At 72.4% G+C, this 16,450-nt stretch carries 15 protein-coding genes; 10 read left to right on the top strand and 5 right to left on the bottom strand.

Annotated elements, in window-relative coordinates; translation table 11 throughout:
- Positions 1 to 27: 27 nt before the first annotated feature.
- A complete protein-coding gene (locus LL648_RS36055) occupies positions 28 to 810 on the bottom strand; it encodes an IclR family transcriptional regulator domain-containing protein (protein ID WP_232667323.1) in 783 nt (260 codons plus the stop codon).
- Between the two features lie 135 nt (positions 811 to 945).
- On the opposite strand from LL648_RS36055, the gene LL648_RS36050 reads away from it, so the two are divergent.
- The 5 genes from LL648_RS36050 to LL648_RS36030 all read left to right on the top strand — a co-directional run bounded on the left by LL648_RS36050 (position 946) and on the right by LL648_RS36030 (position 5,091).
- Positions 946 to 2,067, top strand: coding sequence for a muconate/chloromuconate family cycloisomerase (locus tag LL648_RS36050; protein WP_232667322.1), 1,122 nt, complete (start codon positions 946 to 948; stop codon positions 2,065 to 2,067).
- Between the two features lie 2 nt (positions 2,068 to 2,069).
- Positions 2,070 to 2,357 (top strand): muconolactone Delta-isomerase, encoded by a 288-nt coding sequence (gene catC / locus LL648_RS36045; protein WP_232667321.1) that lies wholly within the window; start codon positions 2,070 to 2,072, stop codon positions 2,355 to 2,357.
- Between the two features lie 65 nt (positions 2,358 to 2,422).
- Positions 2,423 to 3,184 carry an adenylyltransferase/cytidyltransferase family protein gene (locus LL648_RS36040; RefSeq protein WP_232667320.1) on the top strand — a complete coding sequence of 254 codons (762 nt, stop codon included), beginning with the start codon at positions 2,423 to 2,425 and terminating at the stop codon, positions 3,182 to 3,184.
- A gap of 61 nt (positions 3,185 to 3,245) precedes the next feature.
- Positions 3,246 to 4,097 (top strand): TIGR03560 family F420-dependent LLM class oxidoreductase, encoded by an 852-nt coding sequence (locus LL648_RS36035; RefSeq protein ID WP_232667319.1) that lies wholly within the window; start codon positions 3,246 to 3,248, stop codon positions 4,095 to 4,097.
- 103 nt (positions 4,098 to 4,200) lie between these two features.
- The gene (locus tag LL648_RS36030) at positions 4,201 to 5,091 is read left to right on the top strand and encodes a phosphotransferase (protein WP_232667318.1); all 891 of its coding nucleotides are present in this window, start codon (positions 4,201 to 4,203) and stop codon (positions 5,089 to 5,091) included.
- On the opposite strand, the gene LL648_RS36025 is transcribed toward LL648_RS36030, so the two are convergent.
- Entirely contained in the window at positions 5,080 to 5,661 is a 582-nt protein-coding gene (locus LL648_RS36025; protein WP_232667317.1) for a TetR/AcrR family transcriptional regulator, read from the bottom strand. The genes LL648_RS36030 and LL648_RS36025 overlap by 12 nt on opposite strands.
- A gap of 91 nt (positions 5,662 to 5,752) precedes the next feature.
- Between LL648_RS36025 and LL648_RS36020 the strand changes: the two genes are divergently transcribed.
- On the top strand, positions 5,753 to 6,643 hold the full coding sequence (locus LL648_RS36020) for an FAD-dependent monooxygenase (RefSeq protein WP_232667316.1): 891 nt from the start codon (positions 5,753 to 5,755) through the stop codon (positions 6,641 to 6,643).
- Positions 6,643 to 7,761: an FAD-dependent oxidoreductase gene (locus tag LL648_RS36015; RefSeq protein WP_232667315.1), complete on the top strand. Its 1,119-nt coding sequence runs from the start codon at positions 6,643 to 6,645 to the stop codon at positions 7,759 to 7,761. The genes LL648_RS36020 and LL648_RS36015 overlap by 1 nt, the downstream gene beginning before the upstream one ends.
- A gap of 11 nt (positions 7,762 to 7,772) precedes the next feature.
- Here LL648_RS36015 and LL648_RS36010 read toward each other — a convergent pair whose 3' ends face one another.
- A complete protein-coding gene (locus tag LL648_RS36010; protein ID WP_232667314.1) occupies positions 7,773 to 8,744 on the bottom strand; it encodes a LacI family DNA-binding transcriptional regulator in 972 nt (323 codons plus the stop codon).
- 103 nt (positions 8,745 to 8,847) lie between these two features.
- Between LL648_RS36010 and LL648_RS36005 the strand changes: the two genes are divergently transcribed.
- The 3 genes from LL648_RS36005 to LL648_RS35995 are packed head-to-tail and all read left to right on the top strand — an operon-like array spanning position 8,848 to position 13,930.
- On the top strand, positions 8,848 to 9,813 hold the full coding sequence (locus tag LL648_RS36005; protein ID WP_232667313.1) for a ribokinase: 966 nt from the start codon (positions 8,848 to 8,850) through the stop codon (positions 9,811 to 9,813).
- Positions 9,810 to 11,318, top strand: coding sequence for a purine-cytosine permease family protein (locus tag LL648_RS36000; protein ID WP_232667312.1), 1,509 nt, complete (start codon positions 9,810 to 9,812; stop codon positions 11,316 to 11,318). The genes LL648_RS36005 and LL648_RS36000 overlap by 4 nt, the downstream gene beginning before the upstream one ends.
- On the top strand, positions 11,315 to 13,930 hold the full coding sequence (locus tag LL648_RS35995; protein WP_232667311.1) for a hypothetical protein: 2,616 nt from the start codon (positions 11,315 to 11,317) through the stop codon (positions 13,928 to 13,930). Before LL648_RS36000 ends, LL648_RS35995 begins: the two co-directional genes overlap by 4 nt.
- Here the strand turns inward: LL648_RS35995 and LL648_RS35990 are convergent.
- Complete coding sequence (locus LL648_RS35990) at positions 13,913 to 15,259, bottom strand: M20/M25/M40 family metallo-hydrolase (RefSeq protein WP_232667310.1); 1,347 nt, start codon at positions 15,257 to 15,259, stop codon at positions 13,913 to 13,915. The two genes, LL648_RS35995 and LL648_RS35990, sit on opposite strands and share 18 nt — an antisense overlap.
- A complete protein-coding gene (locus LL648_RS35985) occupies positions 15,256 to 16,425 on the bottom strand; it encodes an MFS transporter (RefSeq protein WP_232667309.1) in 1,170 nt (389 codons plus the stop codon). Before LL648_RS35985 ends, LL648_RS35990 begins: the two co-directional genes overlap by 4 nt.
- Positions 16,426 to 16,450 lie beyond the last annotated feature (25 nt).

Here is a 16,450-nt window from a genome sequence, read left to right as displayed (position 1 = left end):
CTGGCACCCACCGACCCGTCAGCCACGTCACAGGTCGGCGCTGATGTCCCTCGCCACCTTCGTCAGCACGGGGATGACGTACTCCGCGACGTGCTCGGGGCTCATCCGGCCCGTCGAGCTCGACGTCGAGAGCGCTGCGACGACCTCACCCTTGCGGTCGCGGATCGGGGCGGACGCGGCGATCAGGCCGCGTTCGCGCTCCTCCGCCACCAGCGCCCACCCCTGGCGACGGACCTTCTCCAGCGCTTCCCGGAACCGGTCGGGGTCGGTGATGGTGTGCGGCGTCAGCGCCGTCAGGCCGGGGTCGACCAGGTAGCGCTCCACGAACGCCGGCGGCGCCGCGGCCAGCAGCACCCGACCCATCGACGTCGGGTGCGCCGGCACGCGCGTCCCCGCCGTCGCCATCACGCTCAGCACCCGGTTGGCCGGCACGCGCGACAGGTAGACGACCTCGTTGCCGTCCAGCGCGGACAACGACGCCGACTCGCCCGTCTGCTCGACGAGCCGGATCATGTGCGGTTCGGCGACCGTGATGACCGCGCTCGAGGTGGAGAAGTGCTGGCCGATGGTCAGCACGCGCGGAGTCAGCCGCCAGTGGCTGCCGCCGGTCGGCTCGACGTAGCCGAGGTGCTGCAAGGTCAACAGGATCCGTCGTACCGCCGGCCGCGACAGCCCGGTCGCCGTCGCGACCTCGATCAGGCTGGGGTTGCGGCGCTCGGCGTCGAAGGCCAGCAGCACCGCGAACCCGCGCTCGATGCTCTGGATCCGGTCGCCCCGCCCGAACCCGGTCTCGTCGCCTTCCTCGCCCATCGCGGCATCATGCCCCACCCGTGACGGACCGCGGGTTGACGGATCGCGTGTCGCGCGTCATTCTCCGATGCACGGCACGCGTGCATGATGTACGCAGAGCGTGCACGAATGAACGACTGAACGGAGAGTCCCTCGATGAGCGAGATGCGGATCGACCGGGTCGAGACCGTGATCGTCGACATCCCGCTGCGTCGCCCGCACCGGTTCGCCCGGGCCAGGATGGACGCCCAACCCGTGCTCTACGTGTTCGTCCGCACCGCGGGCGGGATCACGGGCGTCGGCGAAGGCGTGGTGCCCGGCGGCCCGTGGTGGGCCGGCGAGTCGGTCGAGACCATGCAGGTGATCGTCGAGCGCTACATCGTGCCGGTGCTGCTCGGCCGCGGGGTGGACGAGATCCCGCGCATCCTGCGCGACATCTCCGACGTGGTCGCGGCGAACCTGTTCGCGAAGACGGCCGTCGAGGTCGCCCTGCACGATGCGTGGGCACGCCACTTGGAGGTCCCGCTGCACACGCTGCTCGGCGGCGCGGCGCGCACCAGCGTCGCCGTGACGTGGGCGCTGGGCACCGAACCCGCCCCGGTCGTCGTCGAGGAGGCGCTCGGCAAGCTCGACACCGGGCTGCACCGCTCCTTCAAGCTCAAGATGGGCGCGCACGAGCCGACCGACGACATCGCCCGGATCGAGGCGGTCGCCGAGAAGCTGGCCGGCGTCGCCGGGATCCGGGTCGACCTCAACGCCCGGTGGGACCGGCTCACCTCGCTCACCCACCTCCCCAGGCTCGCCGAAGCCGGCGTCGAGATGGTCGAGCAGCCCGTGCCCGGCCACGACATCTCCTCGCTCGCCGCCATCAGCGCGGCGCTGCCCATCCCCGTCATGGCCGACGAGAGCCTGCACACCCCGGCCGACGCGCTCCGGCTCGTCACAGCGGGCGCGGCAGCGATCTTCGCCGTCAAGACGACGAAGTCGGGCGGCCTGCGGGCGAGCCGGGGCATCGCCGAGGTCGCGGCCGCGGCCGGGGTCCCCTGCTACGCCGCGACGTCGATCGAGAGCCCGATAGGGACGGCCGCCTCGCTGCACTTCGCCTGCTCCTCCCCCGCCGCCGACTGGGGCAGCGAGCTGTTCGGCCCACTGCTGATGGCCGCGGAGATGCTCGTCGCCCCGCTCGTCTACGACACCGACGGCCTGCACCTGCCGGACGGCCCCGGCCTGGGCGTCGAGCTCGACCCCGCCCGGATCCGCGAGTTCAGAAGGGACTGACCATGCTCTTCCACGTCCGGATGGACGTCGCCATCCCGCACGACATCGATCCCGACCGGCGTGCCGCGCTCGTCGCCGAGGAGAAGGCCCGCGCGCTGGAGCTGCAGGGCCGCGGGGTGTGGGCGCACCTGTGGCGGGTGGTCGGCGAGTACTCCAACATCAGCATCTTCGACCTCGGCTCCGGCGACGAGCTGCACGAGCTCCTGTCGTCGCTGCCGCTCTACCCGTTCATGACGATCAAGGTGACGCCGCTGGCCACCCACCCGTCGGCGCTCGGGGCCCAGCCGTGACCGCGGCGCTGCGAGCGACTCTGCGATCGACTCTGCGAGCGACGCTGCGATCGACTCCGGGGCAGGTGCCGGTCTGGTACGGGCTCGACGCCGTGCCCGCCGATCTCGGGGCGAGCGTTGTGACGATCGGGGTCTTCGACGGCCTGCACCGCGGGCACCGGCGGCTGATCGAGCACGCGCGGACCGTCGCCGACGAGCGCCGCCTGCCGCTGGTGCTGGTGACCTTCGACCCGCATCCGGCGCGGGTGCTGGGCATCCCGCGCGACACCGCCGCCCTGACCACGGTGGAGCACCGCGCGGAGCTGGCCGGCGCCGCCGGGGTGGACGCGGTGTGTGTGCTGCGCTTCACGAGGGAGCTGGCCGCGTTGAGCCCGGAGACCTTCGTCCGGCAAGTGCTGGTCGGCGCGCTCGGTGCCGCCGCGGTTGTGGTGGGCGCGAACTTCACGTTCGGCGCCAAGGCCGCCGGCGACGTCGCCGCACTGCACCGGCTCGGCACCGAGCTGGGCTTCGCGGCGCACGGGGTGCCGTTGCTGCAGGTCGTGGACGCGCCGTGCTCGTCGACCTACACCCGCCGGTGCCTGCGCGACGGCGACCTCGACGCCGTCGCCCGCGCACTGGGCCGGCCGCACCGGATCGACGGGCACCGCAGCGGTGAGCTCATCGAGGTCGCGGCAGGGACCGCGCTGCCGCCGCCCGGTCGCTACGCCGCGACGGTCGCCGGCCGGCCCGCCACCCTCGAGGTGACCGGTGCGCAGGAACTGCGGGTCGTCGCAGGCAGGAGGGTCGGCAAGGGGCCTGTCGCGGTGACCCTGCACGGGCGAGCTTGATCTCCCTGCGGCCGCCCGGAGATCATTCATCCGGCCGGGACCGTGCAGGGAGAGGAACGTCATGCGCTTTGCGATCAAGACGAGGCCCGAGCACACGACGTGGGAGCGGATGCGCGACGTGTGGGTCGCCGCCGACGAGTTCGAGATCTTCGAGTCGGCGTGGAACTGGGACCACTTCTACCCCCTCAGCGGCGACACCGCGGGGTCGAACCTGGAGGGCTGGACGACGCTGGCCGCGCTGGCGCAGGCGACCCGCCGGATCCGGATCGGCTGCCAGGTCCTCGGGATGATCTACCGGCATCCCGCGGTGACGGCGAACATGGCCGCCACCGTCGACCAGATCTCCGGCGGCCGCCTCGAACTGGGCCTCGGGGCCGGCTGGAACCAGCAGGAATGCGACGCCTACGGCATCGACCTGCCGCCGCTCAAAGAGCGGTTCGACCGCTTCGACGAGGGCGTCGAGGCCATCGTCGGACTGCTCACCCAGCCGGTGACCAACCTCGACGGGCGCTACGTCAAGCTCACCGCAGCCCACTGCGAGCCGAAGGCGATCCAGCGGCCGCACCCGCCGATCACGATCGGCGGCAAGGGCCCGAACCGGACGCTGCGCGCGGTCGCACGATGGGCGCAGCAGTGGAACGTGATCGTCTCCGGCGTCGAGGAGTGGCAGCCGCTCAAGGAGACCCTCGTCGCCCGCTGCGCCGAGATCGACCGCGACCCCGCCGAGATCACCTGCTCGACCAACGTCCGGATCAACCCCGACGAACCGCTGGAGCGCGCGATCGAGCTGGCCGCAGGCGAGGTGCGCGCCTACGCCGCCGCAGGCCTCGACCTGATCGTGATCAACCTCCCGCTCGACGCCGACCCGGACGTCCTCCCCCCGATCGCGGAGGCACTGGCCGAGCTCACCTGAGCCGGCGTTGACCGTCGACAACGACGTTTTGGCCGTTGTGAGCGCTAACAAACAGCCAGAACGTCGTTGTCGACGCTTGCCGCGACCGCAGTACGGTTGCCCGGTGAGCAAGATCGAGGCCGGTCTCGTCCGGGACCTGCTGCGGGAGCAACATCCGGACCTGGCCGAGCTGCCGCTGCGCGAGGTGGAGGGCGGCTGGGGCAACCAGATGTGGCGCCTCGGGGACGAACTGGCCGTCCGGATCCAGCGCATGGACACCGATCCCGATCCCCACCTCAAAGAGCGCCGATGGCTGCCGCTGCTGGCCCCGCGCCTGCCGCTGCCGATCCCCGTCCCGGTGCGTAGTGGTTCGTCCTCCGAGCGGTTCCCGAAGCTGTGGACGGTCATGACGTGGGTGTCGGGCCTGCCGCTGGACCGCGCGTCGATCACCCGCAGCGAGCACGCGGCCGACACCCTGGCGGCGTTCCTCCGGGCCCTGCACATCGCAGCGCCCGCCGACGCACCGGTCGATACGGGCCGCGCCGCGCATCCCGCGGACAGCACGGCCGGCTTCGACCAGTTCTTCTACGCCGTCGACGCCGACGCGATCGGCTCCGACGCCGCCGACATCCGGGCCGTCTGGGCCGACGCCGTCATGGCCCCGGCATGGCAGGGCCCACCGGTGTGGGTGCATGGCGACCTGCATCCCGCGAACGTCGTCGTCGCGGACGGGACGCTGGCGGGCGTCGTCGACTTCGGCGACCTGTCCGCCGGCGACCCGGCGGTGGACCTGGCAGCCGCCTGGGTGCTGTTACCGGCAGGCGCGGCCGCGCGCTTCTTCGCCGCATACGGCGCCGCCGACGAGGCGACGGTCCGGCGTGCCCGCGGGCTGGCCGCACTGAAGAGCCTCTTCCTCATGCTGATGGGCCAGAACGGCGACCGCGGCCTGCCCGGCGGCAAGCCGGCGTGGGGTCCGGCGGGACGAGCGGCGCTCGACCGCGTCCTAGGCGGGTAGGTCCAGCAGGCTCTGCACCGCCGGGCCGTAGAGCGCAACCAGGTCGTCGACCGACGCGGAGGCGACCGGCTCGATCTCGACGACGTAGCGGGCCACGGCCAGCCCGAGCAGCTGCGCGCTGACCAGCGTGACCCGCAGGCGCGCGTCCGGCCGGTCGAGGCGGGCGGCGAGCCGGTCGCCGATCTCGCGGTCGAGGAACTGCCGCAGCAGGTCGGCCGACGGGTCGTGGGTGGCGGCCGACCGGGTCAGCGTGAACAGCGGCCCTTCGGTGATGCCGTTCAGGAACGCCCTGACCAGGTCGGAGCCGAAGTCGTCGGGCGGACGTCGGAACAGCGCGTCCAGATTGTCGATCATCGTGCCCGGCAGCTGCATCGCCTCGGTGAACAGGCCTTGCTTGCTGCCGAAGAAGTAGAACACCATCGCCTGGTCGACGTTCGCTTCTGCGGCGACCGCGCGGACCGACGTGCGGTCGTAACCGTTGAGCGCGAACGACCCGCGCGCGGCGTCGAGGATCCGTTGGCGGCTCTCCTGCCCCGATCGCCACCGTCCCGCCCGCTTGGCTTGCTCCATGGCCGGTCAGGCTAACAACCATGTTCTTCAGCGGGCGCTGAGGTTTGTGCTAGCGTCGTTGTTCAGCAGACGCTGAAGAAAGAGGTGCAGGGTGGATGTACTCGTGGTCGGCGGCGGGCTCGCCGGTCAGGCGGCAGCGGCGTTCGTGGCGGCGCACGGCCTGACGTGCACGCTGGTCTCGCGGGCTCCCGCGGTCCGGCCGACGTCGCGCAGCCAGCTGCTGAGCCCGGCCGCGATCGGGGCGCTCGATGTGCTCGGGCTGGGCGACATCGTGCGTGCGGAGGGCGTCGATCCGAGCAAGATGGGCGACACCATCGAGGTCGCGACGCTCGACGGGCCCGAGCTCGACCGCCGGCCGCAGCCCCCGGCCGAACCGGGAGCGATGTGCTTCAGCCACGCCCGGCTGACGTCGCTGGTCGAGCAGGCGTCCGGCGCCGAGATCCGGCGCGGGCTCGAGGTCCTCGACCTCGACGGGCGGCTCTCCGACGGCACGTCGGTGGACGCCTCCTACATCGTCGGAGCCGATGGGACCGACAGCTTCGTGCGGCGCAGCGCGGCCATCCCGACCACCGGTCCCGGCGAGCTCGCTCGCCAGGCAGGCGTGCTCTTCCGGGCCCGGCTGCGGCACGACTTTGCGGCCGCGAGGATCAACGCCGTCGGCGGGATGCTGTTGCCGGAGGACGACCCCGACACCTGGCTCCTGCTGCACGACGGCCGCTCGCCGGATCCGGTCCGGGCGGCAGTCGGCGACGTCGACGTCACCGTGCTGGGGAGCTTCGAGCTGCCGGTGATCTCGATGGCCGCTCAGCGGTCGCGTGCGGGCAGGGTGCTGCTCGTCGGCGACGCCGCCCGCACCGACCCACCTGCGCCGGGACTGGACCGCGGCCGCATCGTCACCGACGCCCACGACCTCGCCCGCCGGCTCGCGGCCGTGGTGCGCGGCGAGGCGACACCGGAGCACCTCGACCGGACGGACGGCTGATGCGCGTCGTCGTGATCGGCGCGGGCCTGGGTGGGCTGGCGCTCGCGCACGGCCTCACCCGGCGTGGCGTCGACGTCGAGGTGTACGAGCGGGACACCAGCGCCGAGGTCCGCGGCCAGGGCGCCCGGTTCCACATCGACGAGCGTGGCATCGCAGCCTTGCGCGCCTGCCTGCCGGGCGCCCAGTTCGCCCTGTTCGAGGCGACGCTGGGGCAGCCGAGCACGAACCTCACCGTCCTCGACGACCGGCTGGAGGTGGTCTCGTCGCAGCCGTTCGCCGGGCGGGAGGGCCTGCCGGACGACGTCCGCCCCGGCCGGTCGGCGAGCCGGCGGCTGGTCCGGCGGCTCCTCGCGCACGGGCTCGACGTCCGGTTCGGGAAGGAGCTGGTGCGGTTCGACCAGGGCAGCTTCGAGCAGGACAGCGGGGTGCGCGCGCACTTCGCCGACGGCACCACGGCGCACGGCGACGTGCTGGTCGGCGCCGACGGCATCGGCTCCGCCGTCCGCCGGCAGTACCTCCCGCACGCCGCCGTCGTCGACACCGGGGTGCGCTGGCTGGGCGGCAAGACACCCCTGACACCCGGGCTCCTCGCAACCGGCCTGCCCGACCGGATCAAGGGCAGCTTCACCGCGACGCAGGTCGGGGACGTACGCATGATCGTCGCCGCGATGCGTTTCCAGGAACCGCCGGCGCAGGTTGCCGCGCGGCTGCTGCCCGGCTTCGACCCCGGCGACAGCCAGGACTACCTGATGTGGGCGCTCGTCCCACCCCGGATCGACGGCCCGCTCTGGGAGTTCGCGAAGGCCGCGACCGCGCAGGCGCACCCGGCCCTGCGCCGCGTTGTCGCGGACGCCTGGCCCGACCAGTGCTACGCGCTGGAGATGGGGATGGCCGAACCCGTCGACGTCTGGCCGCCCAGCAACGTGACGGTCCTCGGCGATGCGATCCACGCCATGCTGCCCAGCCGCGGGTCCGGAGCGAACACCGCGCTGCAGGACGCCGCCCGGCTCGCAGCGGCGCTGGCGGCACCTGACCTGCTCACGGCGATCGAGGGGTACGAGCACCAACTCCGGCGGGACGGCTTCGAGGCGGTGCAAGCCTCCATGCGGTTCGGCTGAGGTACCGCGAATCAGCTCCCGACCACCGTCGACCCACGGACGACCAACGCCGGGTCCACCACCACGTCGCACGCCGTTCCCCCGTCGATGATCTCCAGCGACGCGGTGACGATCGCGTCGACCGGCGACCGGAGCGAGGTCAGCCCGGGTGTCGCGACGTCGGTGAGCGACGTGCCGTCGAAGCTGGCGATCGCGACCTCTGCCGGCACCCGCAGCCCGCCGTGCTGCAGTGCGGTGAGCACACCGATCGCGACGACGTCGGCGGTGCAGATGACGGCATCGGCCGTGCCGCGGTCGGCGAGCAGCCGGGATGCCGCTTCGGTGCCGCTCGACATCGAGAACGACGCCATCTGCATCACCGAGTCGTGCGGGCCGGCGAGCGCGCGGAAGGCCTCGACCCGCTCGACGCTCGACGATGAGCGCTCCTGCGCGTCGATCAGCGCTATTCGTCGGCGGCCGTGCTCACGCAGGTGCTCGACGAGCAGCTTCATCCCGGCCGCGTTGTCCAGCCGCACGGAGGGGGCGCCGGCGCCGGCCGCGACGCGGTCGACCTGCACGACGGTGTGGTTGCGCATGACGTCGTTGATCGCCGCGGCGCTCTCGCGGTGGTCGACCGGCACGACGAGCACGGCGTCGACGAGCACCCGGTCCATCGCGCCGAGCTGCCGGGTCTCGCTGGCCAGCGTCTCGTTGGTGTCGATCGTGACCAGCCGGCGCCCGCCCGCATCGAGCCGGTGCGAGTACGCGGCGACGAGCTCGCAGAAGTACGCGTTGGCGATCGCCGGGACGACCAGCGCGACGGATCCGGTCGACTGCAGCCGCAGAGCCCGCGCGGCGGCGTTCACGCGGTAGCCGAGCTCGTCGCACGCGAGCCGCACCCGCCGCGCCAGCTCCGGGTCGACGTTCCGGTCGACCCCGGCGAGCACCCTGCTGGCCGTCGACGGCGAGACCCCGGCGACGGCGGCGACGTGCTTCAGACTCACCCGCCCGGCCAAACGGCACCCCCCAAGATCACGGAACGACGATGCTACCCAGAAGGCACGACCGTTCCTTGACCAGCTTAGGGGCCCGTGCCAGTATTCGGAAATGCATTTCCGGGAGTCCGGCGAACGGGAGTCCGGCGAAGGAGCCGGGCGGGTTCTGGTCGTCGGCTCGGTCAACCTCGACACCGGCTACTCGGTCGAGCGCCTGCCCCGCGACGGCGAGACGATCACGAGCACCGGAGCGCGGGAGGGCGGCGGCGGGAAGGGCGCGAACCAGGCGCTCGCCGCGCAGCAGCTCGGCGCGGCCGTGAGCCTCCTCGCGTGCGTCGGCCGCGACGGCGACCGCGCCCTGGAGGACCTCGCCGCGGCCGGTGTCGATCTCGGGCCGGTCGTCCGACACCCGGACGCCCCCACCGGGCGGGCCGTGCTGCTCGTGACCCCCTCGGACAACGCCATCGTCGTGCATCCCGGCGCGAACGCGCTGCTCACGGCCGCCCACGTCACCGACCACGCCGCGCACACCCCCGCGCCGCAGGTCGTGATCCTCCAGCACGAGATCCCGCCCGAGGTCGTCGCCGCCGCGGTGCGCGCCTACCGCGGGCGGGCGCTCGTCGTGCTCAACCCCTCGCCGTACCGCGAGCTCGACGACGAGATCCGCGCCGGGATCGATCTGCTCGTCGTCAACCACGGCGAGCTGTCCGATCTGCTCGGCCGCGAGCTCCCGGCGGACCCGGCCGATCTCGCGCAGGTGCTCGCCGGCGCCCCGCCCGGCGACGTCGTCGTGACGTTGGGCCCGCACGGTGCTCTGGTGCGGCAGGGCACGACGGTCACCTCCGTCCGGCCCGTCCCGGTCGACGCCGTCGACACCGTCGGCGCAGGCGACACGTTCCTCGGCGCGCTCGCCGCGCAGCTGGCGCAGGGTGTCGCCGACCTACCCGGAGCCGTCCGCCACGCCGTCGCGGCGGCGACGCTCGCTGTCACGACTCGGGGCGCGCGCAACCCCGACCTCTCCCCCACCGCCGTCCGCGAGCTGCTGGCGGCCACCCCCTGTCCGGAAGGCAGGCCATGAGCGAGAGCAACGCACTCACCGTCGAGTCGAACGGCGTCAACCCCGTGCCGGACGCAGAGCGCCGCGGCCGCCCCCGCGGGCTGTTCGCCGTCTGGTTCGCCTGGAACATCTCGATCCTCGGCATCAGCTACGGCATCTACGTCTTCTCGCTCGGGCTGAACGTCTGGCAGACGATCGTCGCCGGCACCATCGGCTACCTGATCTCCTGCGCGCTCGTCGGGGTGCTCGCCGTCGGCGGGCCGCGCACCGGCCTCCCGACGCTCGTCCAGACCCGCTTCGCGTTCGGCACGCGCGGCAACATCGTGCCCGCCTTCTTCGCCTACCTGTCCAACATGGGCTGGAAGGTCACGATCATCACGCTGGCCTCGACGACCGGCGCGAACCTGTTCTCCACGCTCTGGCCTGCGGCGTTCGCAGGCGTCGACGGCAAGCCGGCCGTGATCACCGTGATCGTCTGGTTCGTCGTCGTACTCGCGGTGACGATGACGGCCTCCGTGCTCGGCCACGCGTTCATCATGCGGATCGAGGTTTGGATCTCCTGGCTCACCGGCCTGATGACGCTGGTGTTCCTCGGGTTCGTCGTCCCGACGATCACCTGGTCGCGCTTGGGCGACGCGCCCGCCGCCGGTCCGCTGACGTTCGTCGGCGGGATCATCATGGCGATGACGCTGGTCGGGCTGGGCTTCCTCAACTACGGCGGCGACTTCGCCCGGTACCTGCCCCGCACCACACCCGCCCGCGCCGTCATCGGCTGGACGACGTCGGGCCTGTCGATCCCGGTGGTCGTGCTGCTCGTCGTCGGCGCGCTTCTCGTCGGCAGCGACCCGGCGCTCGGTTCGGCGGCGGCCGACGACCCGATCGGCGCCCTCACCGCGCTGCTGCCGCTGTGGTTCTTCGTCCCGTTCTCGATCGTCATCGTCATCTCGCTGGTCTCCGCGGCGATCACCGGCATCTACAGCTCGGGCCTGGCGCTCGGTGCGGTCGGCGTGCCGCTGCGCCGTTCGGCCACCACCGCGATCAACGCGCTTCTGATCGCCGCCGGGGCGTTCTACCTGCTGTTCGTCTCCGACTCGTTCCTCGCGACGTTCCAGTCGTTCCTCTCGCTGATCGCCGTGATGATGGGGACGATGGGCGGCATCCAGCTCGTCGACTTCGTGCGGCAGCGCCGGCTCGGCTGGAACACAGACATGGCCAACCCGCGGGGCTTCGGTGGCCGCGACGGCCGCTGGACGGCGCTGGTCTCGCTGGCGCTGGGCACGATCGTCGGCCTCGGCACCGTGACGAGCGCCGACCCCAACTTCGCCCACCTCACGAGCTTCCTGCTCTCCGCGGAGGCCGCCGACGGCGTGCTCGGCAAGAGCAACATCGGCGTCGTCATCGCAACGCTGCTGGGCGCGAGCTGCTACGCGCTGCTGACGTTCGTGCTCAAGCTCGACCCGCAGCCCGACTACTCGAAGGCCGCCGCGGTGGCCGACGGACCCGTCGCCGCCGGCGCGCGGGAATGACCCCCGACTTCGCCGACCCCGGCCCGTGGCACCGGCCGGCCGCCTACTGGTTCTGGCACCGGCTGCCCGGCCGCGACGAGATCCGCGCCCAGGTCGCGCAGATGCACGACGGCGGCTTCCACACCTTCATGATCCAGACCCGGCTGTCGTTCCCGATCGGCGAGTACCTCGGCGCGGAGTTCCTCGACGCCTACCGGTTCGCCGTGGACGTCGCCGCCGAGCACGACATGGTGGTCGGGATCTACGACGACTACTGCTGGCAGTCCGGCCACGCCGCCGGACGTGCCGTGCAGGGCCACGACGGGCTGCGCGAACGGCACCTGTTCTGGAGCCCGGCCACGATCGTCGACGGGCGCCTCCAGGCGTCGGTCAGCGGCATCCGCTCGGCCACGGAGAACCTCGGGCCTGCGGCGATGGCCTGGCACTACGAGGGCGCGCAGCCGGCCTGGGCAGACTGGCGGGTCGAGTACGTGCTGGTCTCGACCGGCGACGGGACGCACGACGCGGCCGGGTCGGCGACGCTCGTCGAGGCCGGCGTCGACGGCTGCACCGTCGCCGTCGAACCCTTCGTCGCGACCGGCGACCCCGACGCCACGGTCACCGTGCTCGTCTCGGCCCGCTGCGCGACGTCCCGGTTGATCAACGTGCTGGACCGGGCCGCCGTAGAACGGTTCGTCGCGGCCGCGTACGAGCCGATCGCCGAGCAGCTCGCCCCGCACCTGGGCTACACGGTCGCCTACATGTTCTTCGACCAGCCGCACGCCGTGTTCTACGACTGGGCGCAACACGATTGGGCGCAGCGTCGCGGCGATTTGCGCAGCTCGATGCCGTTCCACAGCAGCCTCGACGAGGCGATCCGGGCATGCCCCGACCACGTCGAGATGCTTGGGGCAGTCCTCCGAGCGACCGACGCCGGGCAGCTCGCCCGCCGCGCGCGGTTCTACGAGCTGTTCAGCACCCACGCGATGGAGGCGTTCCTCGGCACCGTCTCGCGGTGGAGCCACGACCACAACCTGCTGCAGTCGGGGCACGAGGTGCTCAGCCACGTGGGCTCGTGGAACGTCGGCGACGCCTTCGCGAACTGGGACCTGCGGCTCAACTTCGGGCTCGACCACTTCGGCGTCGACGGCTACCGCGACCTCACCGCGGTCGACGCCCAGGACGCCGTGCCGCAGCTCAGCGCCAAGCTCGGCGACGGCGTCGCCCGCCACCACGGCCGCACCGGCACCATCGTCGAGCAGTACTTCATGACCCCGCCGCCCGGCGGCTCGCCGTTCTCCGGCCACTGGGGACTCACCCTGCAGGAGCTGCGGGCCACCGCGGTGCGCCACCACTTCCAAGGCATGCGGCAGCTGGTCTTCCACGGCTTCTACCTGACCGACGGCCATGATCGTGACCACGAGCTGCTCGCCAATCCCCGCTACGACTTCCCGCCGGGGGTGAACTACGAGCCGTGGTTCGCCGAGCACCACGCCGCGTTCGCGCTCGAAAGCGCTCGACTCAGCACGTTCCTCGACGGCGTGCGCACCCGGCCCGAGGTCGCGCTGCTCTACCCGCTGCGGACCATCTGGACGCACGGGCAGGTCGGAGCGCACGCCGAGCACCTCGGCGGATGGGCGAGCGCGCTCACCGCCGGCCGCTGCGAGTTCGACATCGTCGACGAGCGCGACCTGGACTCCGTCGAGGCCCTCCTTGCCCGCGGATTCGACACGATCGTGCTGCCGAACGTCGAGACGCTGCGCTCGCGCCGGACGGTCGAGGTCGTCGCGGCCCTGCAGGCCGGTGGGGTGCGGCTCGTGACCAGCGGGCGGACACCGTGGATCTACCAGTCCGGTGAGCAGACGGCCGCCGCCGACTGGGCGGAGCTCGCCCCGGTGGAGCACTTCACCGAACCGCCCGAGCGGTTCGCCTCGCGGCGGGCCGAGCCCGGCCCGACGTTCCCGGCGGGCGAGCCGCCGGACCTGTGGATGCACAACGGCGTCGACGCCGACGGCCACACACGGATCGCAATGTTCAACGACGGACCCGACCCGGTGCGCGCCGAACTGCCCGTGCCCGACGGCCTCCACTGCGAGGAATGGTTGGCGGAATCGGGCGAGCGGATCGCCCACCGATCCCCGAACGTCGTCCTGGAGCCGAACGAGCTCCGGTTGTTCGTGCTGCGGCCGGGGGCCGTCGAAGGTGCCCCGACGGACGTCCGATGGGGCCCGCCCCGAGAACTTCGTGACGGCTGGATGCTCGACGGCACACCCGTCCAGGTCGACAGCGGTTGGGAGGCACAGGGCCGGCCCACGTTCTCCGGCCGCGCCACGTACCGCACGACCGTCGACCTCGACGCGGGCCGCGACCACCTGCTGACGCTGCCCGCCGTCGCCGGCTCGGTGCGCGTGCACGTCGACGGGCGGGAGATCGGCATGCGCGGCTGGGCGCCGTACCGCTTCCGCATCCCGGCCGACGCCGTCACGAACGGGCCGTCCACCTTGCAGATCGATGTGGCCAGCGCCGCGGCCAACCACTACTACGCAGGCACCGGCATGCGTACAGGCCCCGAACCCGCCGGCCTGCTGGCACCGCCCGAGCTGCGCCCGGCGGCCTCAGGTTCGGACGGGTGACCCCGGCCCCCGCTCGGCGAGCTTCTCGATCAACAACGCCTCGGCGAGGCAGGCCCGCTCGAACTCGCCGATGTCGATGCTCTCGTCGATGCCGTGTGGCCGCGAGTGGTTGTCCGCTCCCGCGCTGGTGATGAGGACCGCGGCCGTCGGGAACGCCGATGTGAACTCGGCGACGAATGGAATGGAGCCTCCGCTCCCGACCTGCACGACGCCACGCCCGTACGCCTCGCCGTACGCGCGCCGCGCGACGTCGAACTGCCAGCCCGATGTGTCGACGTGGTGCGGCTGCGCGATGTCGGTGATCTCGACGGTCACGCGGCCGCCCCACGGTGCATGCCGGTCGAGGTGCTCGGCGAGCGCCGCAGCGGCCCGGCCGGCATCGTCGCCGGGGGCGACGCGCAGCCCCACCTTGGCCCTGGCGCCGGCAGCGAGCACGTTCGAGGCCCGGCTGACCGGGGTGGCGTCGATGGCCAGCACCGTCGCCGCCGGGCGGGCCCACAACCGACCGGCCACGTTGCCGGATCCGGTCAGCTCGACGCCTTCCAGCAACCCGGCCTCTGCGCGGAAGGTCTGCTCGGGATAGTCGAACCGGGGCGCTTCGGCCGCCAGCAGCCCGGCGACTGCGACGTCGCCCCGGTCGTCGTGGAGCGTGGCGAGCAGGCGGCAGAGCGCGGTGAGCGCGTCGGGGGCGGCGCCGCCGAAGACACCGGAATGGACGGCCGTCTCCAGCATCCGGAGCTCGACGATGCACGCGGCGGTTCCCCGCAACGACGTGGTGAACGCCGGGGTGCCGAGTTCGAGGTTCTCGCTGTCGGCCAGCACGATCAGGTCGGCGGCGAGCCGGTCGTGGTACTTGTCCAGCAGCGCACCGAGCGTGGGCGAGGTGATCTCCTCCTCACCCTCGACGAGGACGGTGACTCCGACGGGCATCGCGCCGCGGTGGGCCAGCACCGCGGCGAGGTGGGCCGCGATCCCGGCCTTGTTGTCCGCCACGCCGCGGCCGTAGAGGCGCCCTTGCCGTTCCTCCGGGGTGAAGGGCGGGCTGGTCCACTCCCGCAGGTCACCCGCGGGTTGGACGTCGTGGTGGGCGTAGAGCAGGACCGTCGGCCGACCCGGTGCGGCCGGGTATGAGGCCAGCACTGCCGGTTGGCCACCGGGGATGCTGTCGATGATCTCGACGTCCGGCATGCCGGCCGCGTGGAACAGATCCGCTGTTGCGGCGGCGCTCTGTCGGAGGTCGGCTGCCGGGTCGGCACTCACCGACGGCAGCCGGACGAGTTCCTCCAGCGCGTCGCGTGCCGCCACCTGTGCTGCCGCGATGTCCATCATGTCTCCTGCCTGCTGTCGTGAACGGCGGGGACGAGCGCGGCGAGCAGCACCGCGGCCGTCACGAGGAAGCCGACCGGGTAGCCGGCCGAACCGACGACCAACCCGAACCCGACGGCCCCGATCCCGAACCCGGCGTCGTACGCGATGTTCCACAGCGCGCTGGTCCGGCCGTAGTCCGCAGGCTCGACCCGTTCGATCATCCGGGCGAGCGTGGCGTTCTGAGCAGCGCCGAAACCGGCGCCGAACAAGGCCATGCCGGCGATGACCGCGAGCGGGTTCCCGGTCCAGACCGCGAGTGCGGCCCCGAAGGCCGCTACGAGAACGGCCGGGGCGATGAGCCGGCCGGCGCCGACCCGATCACCGACGGCACCCGCCGCGAGCCGGGCCAACGACATCGTCACCGCTTGGACGAGCAGCGCGGCGGCGGCCAGTCCGCGGTTCTCGACCGCGACCGCGAGAGGGAGGAACGTCGCGAACACGCCGGCTGCGAAGGTCACGGCGGTGAAGACGACGGTCGGCCGGGCGAGGCCGCTGACGCGGAGCATCGCGATCACGGATCCGTGATGGCCCGATGCATCCGATGACCGGCCGGGCATCGCGACGACCGCCGCGAGCGGGATCAGCGTCACGAGGGCGGCGAGGACGAACACCGACGGGAAGCCGACGCGCTCGCCGAGCAGGATTCCGGCCGGCACCCCGACGATCGCCGGCACGCCGACGACCGCCCCGTAGATCGCGAGGCCACGATTGCGTCGTTCTCGAGGTGCCAGCTCGGCTGCCAGTGCGCTCCCGACCACGACCACGATCCCCAACCCGGCCCCACGCCCGAGGCTCACCGCGAGCAGCAGCATCGTGGAAGGCGGGGCGAGCAGAGCGACTGCGGGCGCGCCGAGCAGGACCATGCCCAGCGCCATGCAGCCGCGATAGCCGATCCGTGCGAGCAGCCGCGGAACGGCCAGCTCCACCAGCACCGTCGCGAGCATGAGCGCACCGGTCACGAATCCGGCGGCGACGACGTCACCGCCGCGCTCTGCCGCGTACAGCGGGACGACGGAGAGCAGCAGGTAGAAGCTCGTCATCCCGCCGAAGGCAGCGACCAGCAACAGCACCATCTGCCGGGTGAGCACAGGTGGCGTCGGAGGATGGTGCTGGGCGTCGATCCGCATTCGACCAGCCTGCGACGGTCGGTGC

It is taken from the genome of Pseudonocardia sp. TRM90224 (genome assembly GCF_021245725.1).
Taxonomy (GTDB): Bacteria; Actinomycetota; Actinomycetes; order Mycobacteriales; family Pseudonocardiaceae; genus Pseudonocardia.
The sequence above is the reverse complement of the archived record's forward strand: the minus strand, read 5'-3'. Positions and strand labels throughout refer to the sequence as shown.